Below are 18,063 nucleotides of genomic sequence, written 5' to 3' on the forward strand. Positions count from 1 at the left end.
TGCCCCTTATACGCTTTTTGACAACATTTTTCTGTGTGTGTGGATCGACATGACGATCCCGAACCCGGCCATCAGAACAATCAGGGCCGAGCCTCCGTAACTCACCAGGGGAAGCGGTACGCCTACCACCGGCAGAATACCGCTCACCATACCAATATTTACGAAAACATAAACGAATAAAATCAACATCAAGCCACCGGCCATCACGCGGCCAAAGGTGGTTTGCGCCCGGGCAGCTATCCACAATCCACGCATGATCAACAGCAGGTAGAGCGCCAGCAGGATCAAAATCCCCACCAGACCTAACTCTTCGGCCAGTACCGCGAAGATAAAGTCGGTGTGGCGTTCGGGCAGGAACTCAAGCTGCGACTGTGTTCCGTGCAGCCAGCCTTTACCGCGCAGGCCGCCAGAGCCGATTGCAATCTTCGACTGTATAATATGATAGCCTGCTCCCAGCGGGTCGCTCTCCGGATCCAGCAGCATCATCACACGCTGACGCTGGTAATCATGCATCAGGAAGAACCACAGAATCGGTACAAAGGCTGCGACCAGCACCACCGCAATGCCGATAAGCCGCCAGCTCAGGCCAGAGAGGAACAGTACGAACAGGCCGGAGAGGGCGATCAGGATTGAGGTGCCGAGGTCTGGCTGCGCCGCCACCAGCAGCGTCGGCAGGAAGATCAGCACCAGCGCGATAGCCGTATTTTTCAGCGACGGCGGACACACATCACGGTTGATAAAGCGCGCCACCATGAGGGGGACGGCGATTTTCGCAATCTCTGAAGGCTGAAAACGCACGATACCCAGGTCGAGCCAGCGCTGCGCGCCTTTCGAAATCGCCCCGAACGCATCGACCGCCACCAGCAGAATAATACAGAAGATGTAGAGATAGGGGGCCCAGCCTTCGTAGACGCGCGGCGGGATCTGCGCCATCACCACCATGATGATCAGACCCATGGTGATCTGGCCGATCTTGCGTTCGGTCATCCCGAGGTCCTGGCCGCTGGCACTCCAGATGACCAGGGCGCTATAAACCAGCAGCGCCAGCAGGATCAGCAGCATAGCCGGGTCGATGTGGATCTTGTCCCACAGCGATTTTTTATTCGGATTATCCGTCACGATTATTGGTCCTCCGCGCCGGCGGCAGCCGGGCTCTCGCTCGGCAGGTCAGTGTTGTTGTCACCCAGCATAATGTGGTCAAGGATCTGGCGCATAATGGTGCCGACCGCCGGGCCGGCACCGCCGTTTTCCAGAATGATCGACACGGCAACCTGTGGGTTCTCATAAGGGGCAAACGCAATCATCAGCTTATGGTCACGCAGACGTTCAGCAATTTTGTGTGCGTTATAGGTTTCGTTCGCCTTCAGGCCGAAGACCTGCGCAGTACCGGATTTGGCAGCAATTTTGTACGGTGCGCCGGCAAAGTACTTATGGGCCGTACCGTTCGCGCGGTTAGCAACGCCGTACATCCCGTCTTTGGCAATTTCCCAGTAACCGGAGTGGATGTCTCCCACCGGCGGTTCATGGGGCTGCGCCCACGGCACTTTTTTGCCATCTTCGACGGTGCTCATTAGCAGGTGCGGCACTTTCACCACCCCGTCGTTGATAAGGATCATCAGCGCTTTGTTCATCTGGATCGGGGTCGCGGTCCAGTAGCCCTGGCCGATGCCTACCGGAATGGTGTCACCCTGATACCACGGCTTTTTAAAGCGTTTCAGCTTCCATTCGCGGGTTGGCATGTTACCGGAACGCTCTTCGGCCAGGTCGATACCGGTGTAATGGCCATAGCCAAATTTGCCCATCCATTCCGAGAGTCGGTCGATGCCCATATCGTAGGCCACCTGGTAGAAGAAGGTATCCGCCGACTCCTCCAGCGATTTGGTGACGTTCAGATGACCGTGCCCCCACTTTTTCCAGTCGCGGTAGCGTTTTTCAGATCCCGGCAGCTGCCACCAGCCCGGGTCGAAGAGACCGGTGTTGCGGGTGATGACCCCGGCGCTCAGGGCAGAGACCGCCACATAAGGTTTCACCGTTGACGCAGGCGGATAGACCCCCTGGGTCGCGCGGTTGACCAGCGGCGTATTCGGGTCGTTGAGCAGGCCAGAATAGTCTTTGCTGGAGATGCCATCCACAAACAGGTTCGGGTCATAGCTCGGGGTTGAAACCAGCGACAGAATGCTGCCGGTGCGCGGATCGGTGACAATCACCGCCGCACGACTGCCTGCCAGCAGGGTTTCGATATACTGCTGGAGCTTAAGATCCAGGGTCAGATAGATGTCATGTCCGGCCTGCGGCGGCACCTCTTTCAACTGACGGATCACCCTTCCCCGGTTGTTAACCTCAACTTCTTCATAACCGGTCTGGCCGTGGAGAACGTCTTCGTAATAACGCTCAATACCCAGCTTGCCGATATCGTGCGTTGCCGCGTAGTTGGCGAGCTTGCCATCTTTATCCAGCCTGTCGACATCTTTATCGTTGATTTTCGAGACATAGCCGATAACGTGGGTTAGCGCAGAGCCGTACGGATAGAAGCGACGTTTGTAGCCTTTAACTTCCACGCCGGGGAAGCGGTACTGGTTCACGGCGAAGCGGGCAACCTGCACTTCGGTGAGGTTGGTTTTTACCGGGATCGAGGTAAAGCGGTGCGAGCGTGAGCGCTCTTTTTTGAAGGCGGCGATATCGTCATCAGTAAGATCGACCACATTGCGCAGCGCATCAAGCGTCTGCTGCACGTTATCGACCTTCTCCGGCATCATTTCAATCTGGTATATGGTGCGGTTCAGCGCCAGCGGCGTACCGTTGCGGTCATAGATGATGCCGCGACTGGGGGCGATGGGAACAAGTTTGATGCGGTTTTCGTTGGAGCGGGTCTGGTAATCGGTAAAACGGACAATCTGCAGATTATAGAGGTTGGCGATCAGCACGCCAGTCAGCAGCAAAATCCCCAAAAAGGCGACCAGCGCCCGGCGCACAAACAGCGCGGACTCAGCCGTATAGTCGCGAAAAGAATTCTGTAGTTTCATCCGCTGCTTAATTTATCCAGGACTTAATCATTACTCACGGTGATAAGGGTGGTTGGTCGTGATGCTCCACGCGCGGTAGAGGCTTTCAGCAACCAGAACCCGAACCAGCGGGTGGGGGAGCGTCAGCGCGGAGAGAGACCAACTCTGTTCTGCTGCCGCTTTGCAGGCGGGGGATAACCCCTCCGGTCCGCCAATTAACAGGCTGACGTCGCGACCGTCCTGCTTCCAGCGTTCCAGCTCAACCGCCAGTTGCGGCGTATCCCAGGGTTTGCCCGGAATATCGAGAGTGACGATGCGGTTTTTACCGGCAGCAGCCAGCATCAGTTCACCCTCTTTATCGAGAATACGTTTGATATCCGCGTTTTTACCGCGCTTGCCAGCGGGGATCTCCACCAGCTCGAACGGCATGTCTTTTGGAAAACGACGCAGATATTCAGTAAACCCCGTTTGTACCCAGTCGGGCATTTTTGTACCGACGGCTACCAGTTGCAGCTTCACGCATTAACCCCAGAGTTTTTCCAGTTCATACAGGCGACGGCTCTCTTCCTGCATGACGTGGACAATCACATCGCCAAGGTCAACAACGACCCAGTCAGCGGTCGCTTCGCCTTCAACGCCGAGCGGCATCATGCCGGCAGCGCGAGACTCCTGAACCACATGATCGGCGATGGAGGCAACATGGCGCGTAGAAGTGCCGGTGCAGATAATCATGCAATCGGTGATGCTTGATTTGCCCTGAACGTCGATGGCAATGATGTCCTGACCTTTCAGATCATCAATTTTGTCGATAACAAAATCCTGGAGTGCTTTACCCTGCAAGTTTTCCCCCTGGGAGAGTGAGATTGAACAACTATAAATTCGTAGCCAGACAGTATACCTGAACTGGCTGCAGTGTCGGGACAAATGTCACCGGACGGGCATGAGAAGGCGGGTATCATCCCACCCTCAGCCGAAGATTGCATCGCCATTTTTGTAAAACAGTTTTTGTAAAACAGTGCTGGCGGGAAGTCTGGCAGCGGAGGATATCAGCCTGGTCGGGGGTGTCAATGGCGAGAGCGCGAATGGCGCGCTTTTTCTCCCGGGCGCCAGTCAGTTGCTGCTTTTCTGATACAACCCCTGCTGTTGAATATAACGCAACACCGGCATCGGTAACATCTCATCACAGGGGAGCCCCTGCTGCAGGCGCTGGCGGATAAGCGTGGCTGAGATATCAAACCAGGGCGTCTCCGCGAGGTAAATTTTGCCGGCAGGCTGGTTGTGCAGATCTTCAGATTGATAAGTGAGGTGCTGCTCCAGCCACAGCTGATGCCGCTCCTCTTTCATCGCCAGGGGATAGCCTGGCCGACGGCAGACGATTAAATGGCTGTTATCGAGGATTGTTTCGTACTGATACCAGCTCGGGAAATTGAGCAGCGAGTCCTGGCCGATAATAAAGGCCAGCGGCTTCTCCGGCCCTTGTTCGCGTCGCCACTCCTCTAGCGTCTGCGCCGTATAGGAGGGGCTGTTCCGGCGCAGCTCGCGCTCATCAAGAACAAACAGCGGTTTATCGGCGATCGCCAGCTCCAGCATCTGTTTGCGCTGGGCGGGGGTAGCCTCGGGCTGCGGGCGATGCGGCGGCACGTTGTTCGGCATAATAGTGACGCATTGCAGGCCAATCTGGTTGGCCAGGATCTCGACCGGTTTCAGATGCCCGTAATGTACCGGGTCAAAGGTGCCGCCATAGAGTGCCTGTAGAGAGTGCATCTCTTACCCTTCTATAAAAATGTCTGCCAGCGCCTTGTGGCACAGCAGCAGAGAAAGGCTTTCCAGCTCAGACCAGATCGACTGACCGTAATCCTGCTTCAGAGTCAGTTCGGTGCGTGTCAGAAGCTGAACGGCCTGGCGCAGCTGTTCCGGGCTCAGCCGGTTCAGGGCTTCGGTGGTCATGACGCGGCGGTTCTGCCAGACCCGGTGTTTATCAAACAGCGCGCGCAAAGGCGTATGCGCTGACTGGCGTTTAAGCGTCACCAGCAGCAGCAGTTCCCGCTGTAAGGTTCGCAGCAGAATCACCGGCTCGCTGCCTTCGAGACGCAGCTGCTGCAGAATATGCAGAGCGCGTTTGCTCTTAGCGGACAGCAGGGCATCGACCCAGTGAAAAGGGGTAAAGTGCGCCGCGTCGTTAACTGCCTGCTCAACGCGCGGTAAGGTCAGTTTGCCATCGGGCCAGAGCAGCGCCAGCCGCTCCAGAGCCTGGGCCAGCGCCAGCAGATTACCTTCGTAACAGTAACAAAGGAGCTGGTTGGCCGCGTCATCCAGCTGCAGATTGCGCTGCTTTGCCCGGGCCGCCACCCATTTTGGCAGATGCGCCTGCTCCGGTGTCTGGCAGGTCACCAGCACCGAATGGTTTGCCAGCGCCGTAAACCAGGCGGCATTTTCCTGCGCTTTGGTCAGTTTATTGCCGCGAACGATCAACAGCAGATCGCTGTGCAGCAGGCTAACCAGCGTGGCAAGCTGTTCGTTGATCGCCGCGTTAGGGCCGTTTTCCGGGAGCTGGATAAGCAGCGTTTGCCGGGCAGCAAACAGGCTCATGGCCTGACAAAGGGAGAAAATCTCCTGCCAGTCGGTGCTGTTATCCAGGGTGAAACTGTGGTGCTCCTCAAAGCCCTGAGTGGCCGCAAACTGACGCACGGCGTCCTGGCTTTCCTGGAGCAGCAGCGGATCGTTTCCGAGAAACAGATACGCCGCGCGCAGCCCTTCATTGAGCTGCGCGCGGAGTTGTTCAGGGTACAACCTGAGCATTACTGACCCAGCGTCGTGGAGACGCGCGAGGAGGATGCCGTTGGCTGAGCAGCAGGCTGAGCTTTCAGGTCATTCTCTTTTTCAGCAGTCTGGACGCTCGGCAGCTTACGGATCAGCTGTTCCGCCGCCTTGTCGTACATTTCGTTGATGATAATGGTCTGCTCAGCGTCTTTCGCCAGTGCCGTCTGCGGGTTATCGAAGAACGAACGGTAGACCTTGGTGCTGATAGGGTAAATGTCGCTACCCGGGATCAGTACCGCAGCGTGCACTTCCATCACCATCTGATATTCCGCAGTACGACCATCCTGGAAGATGGAGGCGGTATCCTGGCTCAGGGTAGAGTTCAGGATGCGGAACGATGGGATGTCCTGGCGCAGCGTACCTTTTTCGATCAGTTCAACGCCGTTAAGACGCAGCTGGTTACGAATGGCACGGCTAAGCGGACCATTTGGATCGCCCGAATCGAAAATCATCGTTTTCATCTGCTCCGGCACCTGTGTGGTGTTACGCAGATGCCAGCCACATCCGGCGGTGACCAGCACCGCCAGCGATAACAGTAATGTTGCCAGTTGTCGCACGCTTCCTCCCGCGCTTAGCCAACGACCAGGTTCAGCAGTTTACCAGGCACGTAGATCACTTTACGTACGGTAACGCCATCAAGATACTTCGCCACCAGAGTTTCCTGGCCAGCACGCTCGCGGACCTGCTCTTCGGTTGCATCAACCGGAACAGTAATCTTACCGCGAACTTTACCGTTGACCTGCACGACGACCAGCGTGGTGTTTTCCACCATTGCGGATTCATCAGCCACCGGCCACGGCGCATTGTCGATATCGCCTTCGCCGTTCAGCTCCTGCCACAGGGTGAAGCTGACGTGCGGGGTGAACGGGTTCAACATACGTACCACTGCCAGCAGCGCTTCACGCATGATGGCGCGATCCTGCTCGCCCTCCTGCGGGGCTTTCGCCAGCTTGTTCATCAATTCCATAATAGCCGCAATTGCGGTATTGAAGGTCTGACGGCGACCAATATCATCGGTCACTTTGGCAATCGTTTTATGCACATCGCGACGCAGCGCCTGCTGATCTTCCGTCAGCGCCGCGGTATTCAGTGCCGGTGCGTCACCCTGAGCGGTGTGCTCGTAAACCAGTTTCCAGACACGTTTCAGGAAGCGGTTAGCCCCTTCCACGCCGGACTCCTGCCATTCCAGAGTCATATCCGCCGGCGAGGCGAACATCATGAACAGGCGCACGGTATCGGCACCGTAGCGCTCAACCATCACCTGCGGGTCAATGCCGTTGTTTTTGGACTTCGACATTTTGCTCATGCCGGTATAAACCAGCTCGTGGCCCGCGGCATCTTTCGCCTTCACGATACGGCCTTTCTCGTCGCGCTCAACGATGGCATCTACCGGGGAGACCCAGTTACGCTCGCCGTTTGCGCCCACGTAGTAGAAGGCATCTGCCAGCACCATGCCCTGACACAGCAGCTGTTTGGCTGGCTCGTCAGAGTTCACCAGGCCCGCGTCGCGCATCAGCTTGTGGAAGAAGCGGAAGTAGAGCAGGTGCATGATGGCGTGTTCGATACCGCCAATGTAGATATCTACCGGCAGCCAGTAGTTTGCGGCTTTGGAATCCAGCATGCCTTCCTGATGCTGCGGGCAGGTATAACGCGCATAGTACCAGGAGGACTCCATAAAGGTGTCGAAGGTGTCGGTTTCACGCAGCGCAGGCATACCGTTTACGGTAGTCTTCGCCCACTCAGGGTCGGCTTTGATTGGGCTGGTGATGCCGTCCATGACCACATCTTCCGGCAGGATAACCGGGAGTTGATCTTCTGGCGTTGGCATAACGGTACCGTCTTCCAGCGTCACCATCGGGATTGGCGCACCCCAGTAACGCTGACGGGAAACGCCCCAGTCGCGCAGACGGTAGTTTACTTTACGCTCGCCAACGCCAAGTTCCGCCAGTTTGTCGGCGATGGCGTTGAAGCCCTCTTCGAAGCTCAGGCCGCTGAATTCACCGGAGTTGAACAGGGTGCCTTTTTCGGTCAATGCCTGTTCGGACAGGTCAGGCTCGCTGCCATCTGCTGCCAGAATAACCGGCTTGATCGCCAGGTTGTATTTGGTGGCAAACTCATAGTCGCGCTGATCGTGACCCGGAACCGCCATGACAGCGCCCGTACCGTATTCCATCAGCACGAAGTTGGCGACCCAGACCGGGATTGCTTCGCCGGTCAGCGGGTGTTTGGCGTAGAAACCGGTGGCAACGCCTTTTTTCTCCATCGTCGCCATGTCGGCTTCGGCCACTTTAGTGTTGCGGCATTCGTCGATGAAGGTCGCCAGTTCCGGATTGTTCTCTGCCGCTTTCTGCGCCAGCGGGTGACCTGCGGCCACGGCCAGGTAGGTCGCGCCCATGAAGGTGTCCGGACGGGTGGTGTAGACGGTCAGCGGCCGATCGTAGTTTTCAACGTTGAAGGTGATTTCCACCCCTTCAGAACGCCCGATCCAGTTACGCTGCATGGTCTTCACGGTATCTGGCCAGTGGTCCAGATTATCCAGATCGTTCAGCAGTTCGTCGGCGTAAGCGGTGATTTTGATAAACCACTGCGGGATCTCTTTGCGCTCAACTTTGGTGTCGCAGCGCCAGCAGCAGCCGTCGATAACCTGTTCGTTCGCCAGAACGGTCTGATCGTTCGGGCACCAGTTAACGGCGGACGTTTTTTTGTAGACCAGCCCTTTTTTGTAGAGCTCGGTGAAGAACTTCTGCTCCCAGCGGTAATACTCCGGGGTGCAGGTCGCCAGCTCGCGGCTCCAGTCATAGCCAAAGCCCAGCATCTTGAGCTGGTTTTTCATGTAGGCGATGTTGTCGTAGGTCCATGGCGCCGGCGCGGTGTTGTTTTTTACCGCAGCCCCTTCAGCAGGCAGACCAAACGCATCCCAGCCGATAGGCTGCAGCACGTTTTTACCCAGCATACGCTGATAGCGGGCGATCACATCACCAATGGTGTAGTTACGCACGTGGCCCATGTGTAGTCGGCCAGAAGGATAGGGAAGCATCGACAGGCAGTAATACTTCTCTTTGCTCTCGTCTTCGGTGACTTCAAAAGTGCGCTTCTCGTCCCAGTGTTGCTGGACTTTCGATTCTATCTCTTCCGGGCGGTATTGCTCTTGCATGGCAGCCAGTGGTCCTGTGTTCAATACAGCTACAAACGTAGCCAATGGATGTGGTAATTCAGATCCGCATAGCATAGCCCAAACGCCCGCGTCAAAACAGCCTTTACCACTAAAAGCGCCTTGCAGGAATTTACGTAGAGTGTGGATGACCTGACAAAGCGGGGCGCAAATAAGGTCTATCATTAGAGAGGTTTACTTACCCGGGAGGCAAAATGATGAACAAGGTTGCTCAATTTTACCGTGAACTGGTCGCCACATTGACAGAACGTCTGCGGAATGGTGAGCGTGATATTGATGCGCTCGTCGAGCATGCACGCGTTAAGGTGATGCAGACGGGTGAGTTAACGCGCACCGAAGTGGAAGAGGTGACCCGCGCGGTTCGCCGCGATCTGGAAGAGTTCGCCCGTAGCTATGGCGAGAGCCAGGAGGAGGCCACCGACAGCGTATTTATGCGGGTGATCAAAGAGAGCCTCTGGCAGGAGCTGGCGGACATTACCGATAAAACCCAGCTGGAGTGGCGTGAGGTCTTTCAGGATCTGAACCACCACGGGGTGTATCACAGCGGTGAGGTTGTCGGGCTGGGGAATCTGGTGTGCGAGAACTGCCATTTCCACATGGCGATTTATACACCGGAGATGCTGCCGGTCTGTCCTAAATGCGGCCACGATCAGTTCCAGCGTCGGCCATTTGAACCCTGAGCATAAACGCAACGATGCGCGAGGTGCGCATCGTTGCGTTTTGGCACTTATTGCGCGCGCTTTATCTCGACAGAGTTAAAGTGCTGCGTGCCGCCCATCTCACTGGCGCTGTTATGCGATGAAGTCAGTACCAGTCTGGAGGCTGACAGGGTGCCTTTATCGCAGGTTTTCAGATTAAATAATCCGCAGCGATAGCCGCCATTCTCAACTTTATTTGCCGTGATATTGAGCGTATCGTCGGCTCTAATCGTGCCGCGGTTGGTAAACCGGGCGTTTTTCGCGTTTAAGGTCATGTTTTTTAACGCGTGAATGGACCCCTCATTCCATAATTCCTGCCCCGAGTTGAGCGTGATGTCGTTGGCGTAAAGGGTGCCCGCGTTCTTGAGGGTCTGATTATTTATTTCAATTGACGGGGCGGTGATATCGCCAAGGTTGGTGAGGTTGTTAACGTTAGCCGTGAACTTATTCCATACCTCAGTGTTGGCTGTCGCCGTCTGCCCGAACATGCCATTGGTCTGCACAATGAGATCGCCCTTTGAAAGCAACTGACCTTCGTTGATGATTGAGCCATTGCTGATGGCATCTTGTGCCTGATTAACGGACTGGATGATCACATTATCATAACCGTACAGGTTGCCGGTAATCTGCATCGCGCTGCCTGAGAAATTCACGCGTACGTTTTGGCCGCTAATGGATCCGCCGTTGAGAACGTTATTCAGCACATTAATGTTAGTATTACCGTTGGAAGAGAGAGTAGAACCATAGTGGGTAATGAGGTTGCCGTAAGCCGTCAACTCCAGCCCTTCCTGGCCTTTAATGTTACCCTTATTCTCCACGCTCCCATAGTTGGACAATATCAACTGTTTGGTCGAGGTGATATTGCCACTGTTAAGCAGATGATTCATACCGCGAATCAGCGTATTGTTTTTGGTGCTAATGTTCCCCGTGTTCTGCAGAACGCCAGCTGAAACCACCTGAGTGGCAAAGCCATTGCTGTTGATAGTGCCTTCGTTCACCAGCGCGCCGTTGCTGGCCATTGCCAGGCTGGTATTCGCAACGATAGTGCCCTTGTTACGCACGCCAAAACCCAGGTTATTACCCATCATGGTAATGGAGTTGGCGCGGACCCCGCCGAAGTTAGCGATATCAATGCTGTAGACCGGATTGTTTAGCTGATCTTCGGTGGCCTGTTTCCGATGGGAGGTTACCACATCGGTTTTTCCATCCATGGTGAAATTGCCCGCGCTCAGATAGGCGTTGCTGGCGTCCAGGGTGCCGGTGAGCTTAATGGCGTCCGCCAGCAGCATGACATAACTGTTTTCGGCGTACATGCCATTGCCGTTGATAGTGACGTTGCCTTTCGTCACGTCATAGCTGCCAATGGCGCCGTTTTCAGCCAGATTCACTTTACCGGTGGTCAGAATGGCTTTATTGGTGTTAATGAAGCTACAGCCTGAACAGGTAATGCCGTTCGGGTTAGCGACAATGACATCGGCTTTTTGGCCCGACACTTCCATAAAACCGGCAAGGAGACTGGCTTTATTTGAGACCACTTCATTGAGGATCACCGATGCCGCAGCGCCATCCAGGTTACTGTTTTTTGCGATGTCGCCATATTTGCTGTGCGTAGCATCTGCCAGGTTGTTATTGAAGATAACGCCTTTGCTGTCAACGTTAAATTCATTATAAATATTATGAGACACACCCGCCTTGTTGGGCTTTTCAATATCGATGACTTTAGGCCCATTTCCCAATTTATAGGTGTTTGGCTCAGCCATGACCACGGATGAACTCAGCGCGGCGGCAAGCGCTACGTAGATGATTTTCATTTTAAACATATTATTTATTCCTTTAAATAGAAGTACTCTGTAGAATTAACGCGAGATTGCTGTATATGTGGCGATCAAAACCTCCATTTTAATGACATGCCTAAATTCAGTGTGTCGCTATGGAAATTATCCGGCTTGACCAGTGGGGTCGCGACGAAGAGATCGTATTGCGTCAGATATTTTTCACCCCGAAGCCCTATTACCGCGCCTGATAATACTTTTCCATTATAATAATTCGGGCTGCCAATGATTCGGCCAATATCTAAACCCAGGTAAAGCTGCTGGTTCGGGTCGGGAAGATCCCAGATGAAATCGTTACGCCAGTACCATCCCTGATGGCCGGAAAGGGTGTTTTCACCGTCGAAACCGCGTACCGTCCAGCGGTTGCCGATATTGAACTGATTGTCGGAAGAGAGGATATCCGGTGAAAATTGCGCGCGAATCTGCGGGGAATAGCTAAATTTATCCCCTGTCAGATCGAATTTCAGTAATGCCTGGATCTCGGCATGGAGTACGCGTGAGAACTTGCTGTAAAGGTTAGCTTTCTCCTCCGGGGTCGGCGTGGAGCGTAGCCACGCCAGGCTGCGCTGAATGCCCAGGCTGGCATCGACCACTTTGCGGTCGAAATAACGCTGATGACGCAGGGTCATTTCCCATCCCGGATTCTGTTTGCGCATGACCTCGATTTCGGTTCCGCCTAAAAAGTAGCTCGACCGGCTTTTAAATATCCGGCCCTCAAGCGTCGTTTTCTGCTGGCGTGTGTGGGAAAGCAGACGAGAGAGCGTGGCGCTGTAATAGCGATTTTTCGAGATGTACTCGCTTGTAGTCCAGTATCCTTTGAAAAGCTGGCGATATTCGCTGTATGCGCCGTAGAGCGCTAACGCCCAGTAGCCAAAGGGGACGGAATAGTAAAGGCTGCCGTTGTGGTTGCCATCTTTGCGCTGGTTGAATTCAACATCACCGCCAGCCGAGAGATAGAAAATGTCGTTCAGATGGGTGATGTCATACAGATAGAGTGCCGCGCCGCCCAGATAGCGGCCGCTGGCGCGGCTGCCTGAGTCGTCCAGCCATGCACCTGCCTGCCACTTTTTACCCAGTTGACGGGTTAATGAAATGTCGGTTTCCGCGTGGTGCTCCCCCGGAATAAGCTGCATATGGGCTGAGGAACCTGGAAGACGTTGCAGGTTGGCCATGCCTTGCTCCAGATCGGATAAGCGCAGGGTATCGCCGGAAGAGAAAGGCAAAGTGTTCCAGAGTGCCGTCGTCGCTTTTGTCCCGGGCTGAAAAGCAATTTTCCCGATTGTCCCGTAGGTCAGAATCAGGTGCAGGACACCCCCTTCCAGGGATTGCTGCGGTACGTTGATTAACGAGGTGATATATCCCTTTACCAACAACTCGTTCTGCATGGTATTAGAGAGCAGGCGGATGCCTTTAATACCGAGGCATTTATTCACTCCCTGCCTGGTGATTTTACCCAGCAGCCTGTTGGTTAATTTTTCATCGTCAGATTCAATAATGATTTTACTTATATTTTTGCAGATTGCTTCGTTTGGAAAATTGATAATCCCCGGGCGACTATTTTCACGCGTGGAGGAATGTTCCTGTTCCTGCGGCGTCAGCGCGGAATAACGGGCTTTATCCTGCTCAATTTGGTTAGCGGTGCCGCTTGAAACACTGGCTTCAGCGAGCGGGCAGACTGCGAGTAAAATTAACAGGCTGGAAAGCAGCCTGTTTTTATTAATTAGCATGAAGCAACATCCATTTTGTTTCATTTAATCTGTTGGGGCGCCAGTCCATAAATGTGAGAATCATTCTCAGGATTTATCTGCGGCATGCATAGTTTCAGTGCCGAATGCCGCGAATGCAAATTATGTATATTTTTAGCAAAGCTAATCCTTTTTATTTATTTTAAATGAGCAGGGCTGGTTTTTTCTGAAAAGGGCTGGATAATATCCGGAATTTGTCTTTTCCACCACTCTCAACTATCTCAAGAAAGCATGAATTCATTTTTTTAGCTTTGCTTTTATATGTTTTACGGAGAATTATTTGCAGGATAAATGGAAAAAGCGCCCGCCCGGGGTCGGGCGCCGGTCAATTAACGTGAATAAAATGTCAGTTTCTCTGCCAGTAAATCAACAAACGCCTGGCGATCGATATCCAGCATAATGTCGGTATTAGGCGTATTGCCGCTGAGGAAGTAGTAATCGACCACGGTCATTCCCTGGGTATACTTGCCCTGGGTTTCAACACCAACCCAGCGTTTAACCGTGCTAAAAATCTCAGGTTTTAACAGCCAGGCGATAGTGCAGGGGTCGTGCAGCGGTGCGCCCTGAAATCCCCACTTCTCGGTCCTGTGATACCCCATAAAGAAATCGAGCAGCTCCGCTACTGTAGTGGCCACCGGGTTACCGATCTGACGAAAACGTTCGATATCCTCCGCCATAATTTGCGCCTGATGCGTCACATCCAGCCCGGCCATGACCACCGGAATGCCGGACTGAAAGACGATCTCGGCCGCCTCGGGGTCAACAAAGATGTTGAATTCCGCCGCAGGCGTCCAGTTACCCAGCCCCATCGCACCACCCATGATCACAATCCGGGCGATTTTCGCATGCAGTTCAGGGTGGCCATTCAGCAGCAGGGCGACGTTGGTTTGCGGACCGGTAGAGACCAGCGTCACCGGTTCTGTGCTTTCGCGCAGTACGTTTGCCATCAGCTCCACTGCCGTACAATCCTGCGGCGCAAAATCTGGCTCGGGCAGGGCAGGGCCGTCAAGCCCACTTTCCCCGTGTACATTGTCGGCAATGATCAGATCGCGCATCAGGGGCTTAATCGCGCCGCCTGCCACCGGAATATCGCCGCGTTTCAGCAGGGTCAGCATGCGCAGCACATTGCGCAGGGTTTTGTCAGGGGTCTGGTTACCGGCAGAAGAGGTTACAGCCTTGAGCTCAAGCTCAGGTGAGGCGAGGGCAAGGACGAGTGCTATCGCGTCATCATGACCCGGATCGCAATCGAGGATAATGGGCAGTGCCATAGAAATCTCCATTTCTCAGTGTTGTTTGGCGACAAGGCTAACGCTGAAGGCAGAGGCAGACGAGATAAAGAGATAAAAAGCGTGAAGCGGTGCGCAATCTGAGCGATTGCGCACCGGGGAGATTAATGCAGGATCTTGGCGAGGAAGTCTTTAGCGCGTTCAGACTGCGGGTTATTAAAGAACTCCTCTTTCGCGGAGTCCTCGACGATTTTCCCCTCATCCATAAAGATCACGCGGTTTGCGACTTTACGCGCAAAGCCCATTTCGTGCGTGACCACCATCATGGTCATTCCTTCCTGCGCCAGTTGCACCATAACATCCAGCACTTCATTGATCATCTCCGGATCAAGGGCGGAGGTCGGCTCATCAAAGAGCATCGCGACGGGATCCATACAGAGCGCACGGGCAATCGCCACGCGCTGCTGCTGGCCGCCGGACAGCTGCGCCGGGAATTTATCGGCATGGGCGGAGAGGCCCACGCGCTCCAGCAGTTTCAGCCCTTTCTCACGTGCGGCCGCCTTATCGCGCTTGAGGACTTTGACCTGCGCCAGGGTCAGGTTCTCAATGATCGACAGATGCGGGAAGAGTTCAAAGTGCTGGAACACCATCCCGACGTTGGAACGCAGCTTCGCCAGATTGGTCTTCTTGTCATTCACCCTGGTGCCGTTGACGATGATCTCACCCTGCTGCACCGGCTCAAGACCGTTCACGGTTTTAATCAGCGTGGATTTACCCGAGCCGGATGGCCCGCACACCACTACCACTTCGCCCTTTTTCACTTCCGTGGAGCAGTCGGTCAGCACCTGAAAGTGCCCATACCATTTAGAAACATTTTTCAGGGAAATCATTACACTGTCCTTTTCTTCAGCCAGCTGACCAACAGCGACGCGCTTAAACTAATTGCAAAATAGACCGCACCTGCGAACAGGATCATCTCAACCTGGGTACCATCGCGCTCGCCGATGGTAGAGGCGGTACGGAAGAAGTCTGCCAGGCTCAATACATAAACCAGCGAGGTATCCTGGAACAGCACGATACCCTGGGTGAGCAGCAGCGGAACCATGGCGCGGAACGCCTGCGGCAGAATGATGAGCTTCATCGACTGCCAGTGGGTCATGCCTAACGCCAGCGCAGCGCTGGACTGCCCGCGGGAGATACTCTGGATCCCGGCACGAATAATTTCTGAATAGTAGGCCGCCTCAAACATGGAGAAGGCCACCATTGCCGAGATTAAACGGATATCGGATTTCGGCGACAGGCCTAAAACGTTCTGCAGGAATCCAGGAACGATCAGATAGAACCACAGCAGCACCATCACCAGCGGGATAGAACGGAAAACGTTCACGTAAGCGGTCGCAAACCAGGCCACAGGCTTAAAGCTCGACAGACGCATTACCGCCAGCAGGGTACCCCAGACAATCCCGACAATCACCGCCGTCAGGGTGATCTTCAGCGTGATGATCAGGCCATCGATCAGGTAGGGCATGGAGGGAACAATAGAGCTCCAGTCAAATTCGTACATTATTTGCCCCCCAGGTTGCCCGGCAGGCGAACTTTACGTTCAACCAGGTTCATCACCAGCATAATGACAGCATTAATCAATACATAGGCCAGGGTAATGGCGGTGAAGGATTCCCACGCATGGGCGGAATAATCCAGCAGTTTGCCCGCCTGCGCGGCCATATCCACCAGACCGATGGTCGAGGCGATGGCCGAGTTTTTCACCAGGTTCATCATCTCCGACGTCATCGGCGGCACAATCACGCGGTAGGCATTTGGCAGCAGGACGTAGCGGTAAGCCTGCGGCAGGGTAAGACCCATCGCCAGCGCCGCATTTTTTTGTCCACGTGGCAGAGACTGGATCGCCGCACGCACCTGCTCGCAGACGCGGGCGGCGGTGAACAGGCCCAGACAGAGCATCGAGGAGACGAAGAACTGCACGTTTGGATCCAGTTCCGATTTGAACCACATGCCGATATCTTCCGGCAGCAGTTCCGGGATGACCAGATACCAGGTAAAGAACTGCACGATTAACGGAACGTTACGGAACAGTTCGACGTAGCAGGTGCCAATGGAAGAGAGAAAACGGTTAGGCACGGTACGCAAAATACCGAACAACGAGCCGACAAGAAACGCAATAATCCAGGCGGTGATCGACAGCGCGACCGTGACCTGAAAACCGCTCCACAGCCAGCCAAGATAGGTGGTGTTGCCGAACGGGGCTTGCTGCAGGAAAATGCCCCAGTTCCAGTCAATTGACATAGTAAACTCCAGAAAAAAAAGGGTAGCAGCGCTACCCTCGAAGATTGGTGAGAAGCTTTAATATTCGCGCTGAGTGGGGAACGACCACTCAGCGTTTAGTCTGTCCGCGCTTCCCGACAATCGAGAGGGCAGGAGAACCCGCCCCTTAGTGGTTCTAATTAGTTAAGTGCCTTGTCATTCGGTTCTTTAAACAATGCTTTCATATCGTCAGACAGTTCAAAGTTCATGTTGAGATTTTTTGGTGGGATTGGGTTTTTAAACCACTTATCGAACCATTTCTCTGCTTCACCGGAGGTCTGAACCTGAGCGATGGTGTCGTCGACGAGTTTCTTAAACTCCGCGTCGTCTTTACGCATCATGCAGCCGTAGGCCTCTTTTGATTGCGCCGTGCCAACGATTTCCCAGTTATCCGGTTTCTTCGCTTTAGCGCGTTCACCGGCCAGCAGAGCATCGTCCATCATAAACGCGACGGCGCGGCCGCTTTCCAGAGTACGGAAAGAGTCACCGTGGTCTTTGGCGCTGATGATACGCATGTCCATTTTCTTCTCTTCATTCAGCTTGTGCAGCAGAACTTCAGAGGTCGTCCCGGAGGTCACAACCACCGCTTTGCCTTTCAGATCGGCGAAGTCTTTAATATCGCCGCCTTTTTTGGTCAGCAGACGGGTACCCACCACGAAGATGGTGTCGGAGAAGGCAGCCTGTTTCTGACGCTCAAGGTTGTTGGTGGTGGAGCCACACTCAAAATCAAAGGTGCCGTTTTGCAGCAGTGGAATACGGTTTTGTGAAGTGATTGGGATCAGCTTCACTTCCAGATCCGGTTTGTTGAGCTTTTTCTTCACCGCGTCGACGATCGCGTTGGAGTAAGCCTGTGAGTAGCCCACGACTTTTTGCGTGTTGTCGTAGTATGAGAACGGAACAGACGATTCACGGTGGCCGACCACAATCACGCCGTTTTTCGCGATTTTTTCCAGGGTACCGCCTGCTGCCGGAGCAGCATCTTCAGCGTGAACGACGCCTGCGGACAATCCCATCACCAGCATTGCTGTGGCCAGTTTACGTAATTGCATATCCAACTCCTTTATTATCAGCGCCAGAGACGCATTGATATTCGGTGTGATGTTGTTATAGCTCGCGCGATACGAGTGCAGTGTTATACCTGTTTGTTAACATTTAGTTTGGCTTAATGTAAAGATTTTGCTGCGTTATTGTTTATTTTTGCGAAGCGCGCCGCACCATTCAGAGGCATAAATCTTTCGTTGCACCG

At 54.2% G+C, this 18,063-nt stretch carries 16 protein-coding genes; 1 reads left to right on the forward strand and 15 read right to left on the reverse strand.

The window, feature by feature from the left end:
* Positions 1–6 precede the first annotated feature (6 nt).
* The 8 genes from mrdB to leuS all read right to left on the reverse strand — a co-directional run bounded on the left by mrdB (position 7) and on the right by leuS (position 8,976).
* Positions 7–1,119, reverse strand: a complete 1,113-nt coding sequence (gene mrdB, locus C2U54_RS11035; protein ID WP_103178665.1) for a peptidoglycan glycosyltransferase MrdB — start codon at positions 1,117–1,119, stop codon at positions 7–9.
* Between the two features lie 2 nt (positions 1,120–1,121).
* Positions 1,122–3,023 (reverse strand): peptidoglycan DD-transpeptidase MrdA, encoded by a 1,902-nt coding sequence (gene mrdA / locus C2U54_RS11040; RefSeq protein WP_103178666.1) that lies wholly within the window; start codon positions 3,021–3,023, stop codon positions 1,122–1,124.
* A gap of 30 nt (positions 3,024–3,053) precedes the next feature.
* A complete protein-coding gene (gene rlmH / locus C2U54_RS11045; protein ID WP_103178667.1) occupies positions 3,054–3,521 on the reverse strand; it encodes a 23S rRNA (pseudouridine(1915)-N(3))-methyltransferase RlmH in 468 nt (155 codons plus the stop codon).
* 3 nt (positions 3,522–3,524) lie between these two features.
* A complete protein-coding gene (gene rsfS / locus C2U54_RS11050; protein WP_103178668.1) occupies positions 3,525–3,842 on the reverse strand; it encodes a ribosome silencing factor in 318 nt (105 codons plus the stop codon).
* A 270-nt stretch (positions 3,843–4,112) separates the two neighbouring features.
* Positions 4,113–4,766 (reverse strand): nicotinate-nucleotide adenylyltransferase, encoded by a 654-nt coding sequence (gene nadD, locus C2U54_RS11060; RefSeq protein WP_103178670.1) that lies wholly within the window; start codon positions 4,764–4,766, stop codon positions 4,113–4,115.
* 3 nt (positions 4,767–4,769) lie between these two features.
* Positions 4,770–5,801 carry a DNA polymerase III subunit delta gene (holA, locus tag C2U54_RS11065; protein ID WP_103178671.1) on the reverse strand — a complete coding sequence of 344 codons (1,032 nt, stop codon included), beginning with the start codon at positions 5,799–5,801 and terminating at the stop codon, positions 4,770–4,772.
* Positions 5,801–6,379, reverse strand: a complete 579-nt coding sequence (lptE, locus tag C2U54_RS11070; protein WP_103178672.1) for an LPS assembly lipoprotein LptE — start codon at positions 6,377–6,379, stop codon at positions 5,801–5,803. Before lptE ends, holA begins: the two co-directional genes overlap by 1 nt.
* Before the next feature lie 14 nt (positions 6,380–6,393).
* The gene (gene leuS / locus C2U54_RS11075) at positions 6,394–8,976 is read right to left on the reverse strand and encodes a leucine--tRNA ligase (protein ID WP_158251037.1); all 2,583 of its coding nucleotides are present in this window, start codon (positions 8,974–8,976) and stop codon (positions 6,394–6,396) included.
* Between the two features lie 215 nt (positions 8,977–9,191).
* Between leuS and C2U54_RS11080 the strand changes: the two genes are divergently transcribed.
* Positions 9,192–9,674 carry a zinc ribbon-containing protein gene (locus C2U54_RS11080; protein ID WP_103181043.1) on the forward strand — a complete coding sequence of 161 codons (483 nt, stop codon included), beginning with the start codon at positions 9,192–9,194 and terminating at the stop codon, positions 9,672–9,674.
* Positions 9,675–9,721: 47 nt separating this feature from the next.
* Here the strand turns inward: C2U54_RS11080 and C2U54_RS11085 are convergent, their stop codons facing one another.
* The 7 genes from C2U54_RS11085 to C2U54_RS11115 all read right to left on the reverse strand — a co-directional run bounded on the left by C2U54_RS11085 (position 9,722) and on the right by C2U54_RS11115 (position 17,866).
* Entirely contained in the window at positions 9,722–11,512 is a 1,791-nt protein-coding gene (locus C2U54_RS11085; RefSeq protein ID WP_103178674.1) for a filamentous hemagglutinin N-terminal domain-containing protein, read from the reverse strand.
* 65 nt (positions 11,513–11,577) lie between these two features.
* The gene (locus C2U54_RS11090; protein ID WP_103178675.1) at positions 11,578–13,251 is read right to left on the reverse strand and encodes a ShlB/FhaC/HecB family hemolysin secretion/activation protein; all 1,674 of its coding nucleotides are present in this window, start codon (positions 13,249–13,251) and stop codon (positions 11,578–11,580) included.
* A gap of 347 nt (positions 13,252–13,598) precedes the next feature.
* Positions 13,599–14,537 carry a pyrimidine-specific ribonucleoside hydrolase RihA gene (gene rihA, locus C2U54_RS11095; protein ID WP_103178676.1) on the reverse strand — a complete coding sequence of 313 codons (939 nt, stop codon included), beginning with the start codon at positions 14,535–14,537 and terminating at the stop codon, positions 13,599–13,601.
* Between the two features lie 122 nt (positions 14,538–14,659).
* Complete coding sequence (locus tag C2U54_RS11100; RefSeq protein WP_103178677.1) at positions 14,660–15,385, reverse strand: amino acid ABC transporter ATP-binding protein; 726 nt, start codon at positions 15,383–15,385, stop codon at positions 14,660–14,662.
* Positions 15,385–16,059 (reverse strand): glutamate/aspartate ABC transporter permease GltK, encoded by a 675-nt coding sequence (gltK, locus tag C2U54_RS11105; RefSeq protein ID WP_103178678.1) that lies wholly within the window; start codon positions 16,057–16,059, stop codon positions 15,385–15,387. The genes C2U54_RS11100 and gltK overlap by 1 nt, the downstream gene beginning before the upstream one ends.
* On the reverse strand, positions 16,059–16,799 hold the full coding sequence (gene gltJ, locus C2U54_RS11110) for a glutamate/aspartate ABC transporter permease GltJ (protein WP_103178679.1): 741 nt from the start codon (positions 16,797–16,799) through the stop codon (positions 16,059–16,061). Before gltJ ends, gltK begins: the two co-directional genes overlap by 1 nt.
* A gap of 158 nt (positions 16,800–16,957) precedes the next feature.
* Positions 16,958–17,866, reverse strand: coding sequence for an amino acid ABC transporter substrate-binding protein (locus C2U54_RS11115; protein WP_168192006.1), 909 nt, complete (start codon positions 17,864–17,866; stop codon positions 16,958–16,960).
* Between the last annotated feature and the right edge of the window lie 197 nt (positions 17,867–18,063).

Source organism: Leclercia sp. LSNIH1 (genome assembly GCF_002902985.1).
GTDB lineage: Bacteria > Pseudomonadota > Gammaproteobacteria > Enterobacterales > Enterobacteriaceae > Enterobacter.

What these genes read in the sequence shown, in the direction of transcription:
- C2U54_RS11080 (WP_103181043.1), top strand. Translation starts at nt 9,192, where the DNA reads ATGAACAAGGTTGCTCAATTTTACCGTGAACTGGTCGCCACATTGACA.
- C2U54_RS11100 (WP_103178677.1), bottom strand. Translation starts at nt 15,385, where the DNA reads ATGATTTCCCTGAAAAATGTTTCTAAATGGTATGGGCACTTTCAGGTG.
- mrdA (WP_103178666.1), bottom strand. Translation starts at nt 3,023, where the DNA reads ATGAAACTACAGAATTCTTTTCGCGACTATACGGCTGAGTCCGCGCTG.
- gltK (WP_103178678.1), bottom strand. Translation starts at nt 16,059, where the DNA reads ATGTACGAATTTGACTGGAGCTCTATTGTTCCCTCCATGCCCTACCTG.
- gltJ (WP_103178679.1), bottom strand. Translation starts at nt 16,799, where the DNA reads ATGTCAATTGACTGGAACTGGGGCATTTTCCTGCAGCAAGCCCCGTTC.
- nadD (WP_103178670.1), bottom strand. Translation starts at nt 4,766, where the DNA reads ATGCACTCTCTACAGGCACTCTATGGCGGCACCTTTGACCCGGTACAT.
- C2U54_RS11115 (WP_168192006.1), bottom strand. Translation starts at nt 17,866, where the DNA reads ATGCAATTACGTAAACTGGCCACAGCAATGCTGGTGATGGGATTGTCC.
- C2U54_RS11090 (WP_103178675.1), bottom strand. Translation starts at nt 13,251, where the DNA reads ATGCTAATTAATAAAAACAGGCTGCTTTCCAGCCTGTTAATTTTACTC.
- rihA (WP_103178676.1), bottom strand. Translation starts at nt 14,537, where the DNA reads ATGGCACTGCCCATTATCCTCGATTGCGATCCGGGTCATGATGACGCG.
- C2U54_RS11085 (WP_103178674.1), bottom strand. Translation starts at nt 11,512, where the DNA reads ATGTTTAAAATGAAAATCATCTACGTAGCGCTTGCCGCCGCGCTGAGT.
- holA (WP_103178671.1), bottom strand. Translation starts at nt 5,801, where the DNA reads ATGCTCAGGTTGTACCCTGAACAACTCCGCGCGCAGCTCAATGAAGGG.
- leuS (WP_158251037.1), bottom strand. Translation starts at nt 8,976, where the DNA reads ATGCAAGAGCAATACCGCCCGGAAGAGATAGAATCGAAAGTCCAGCAA.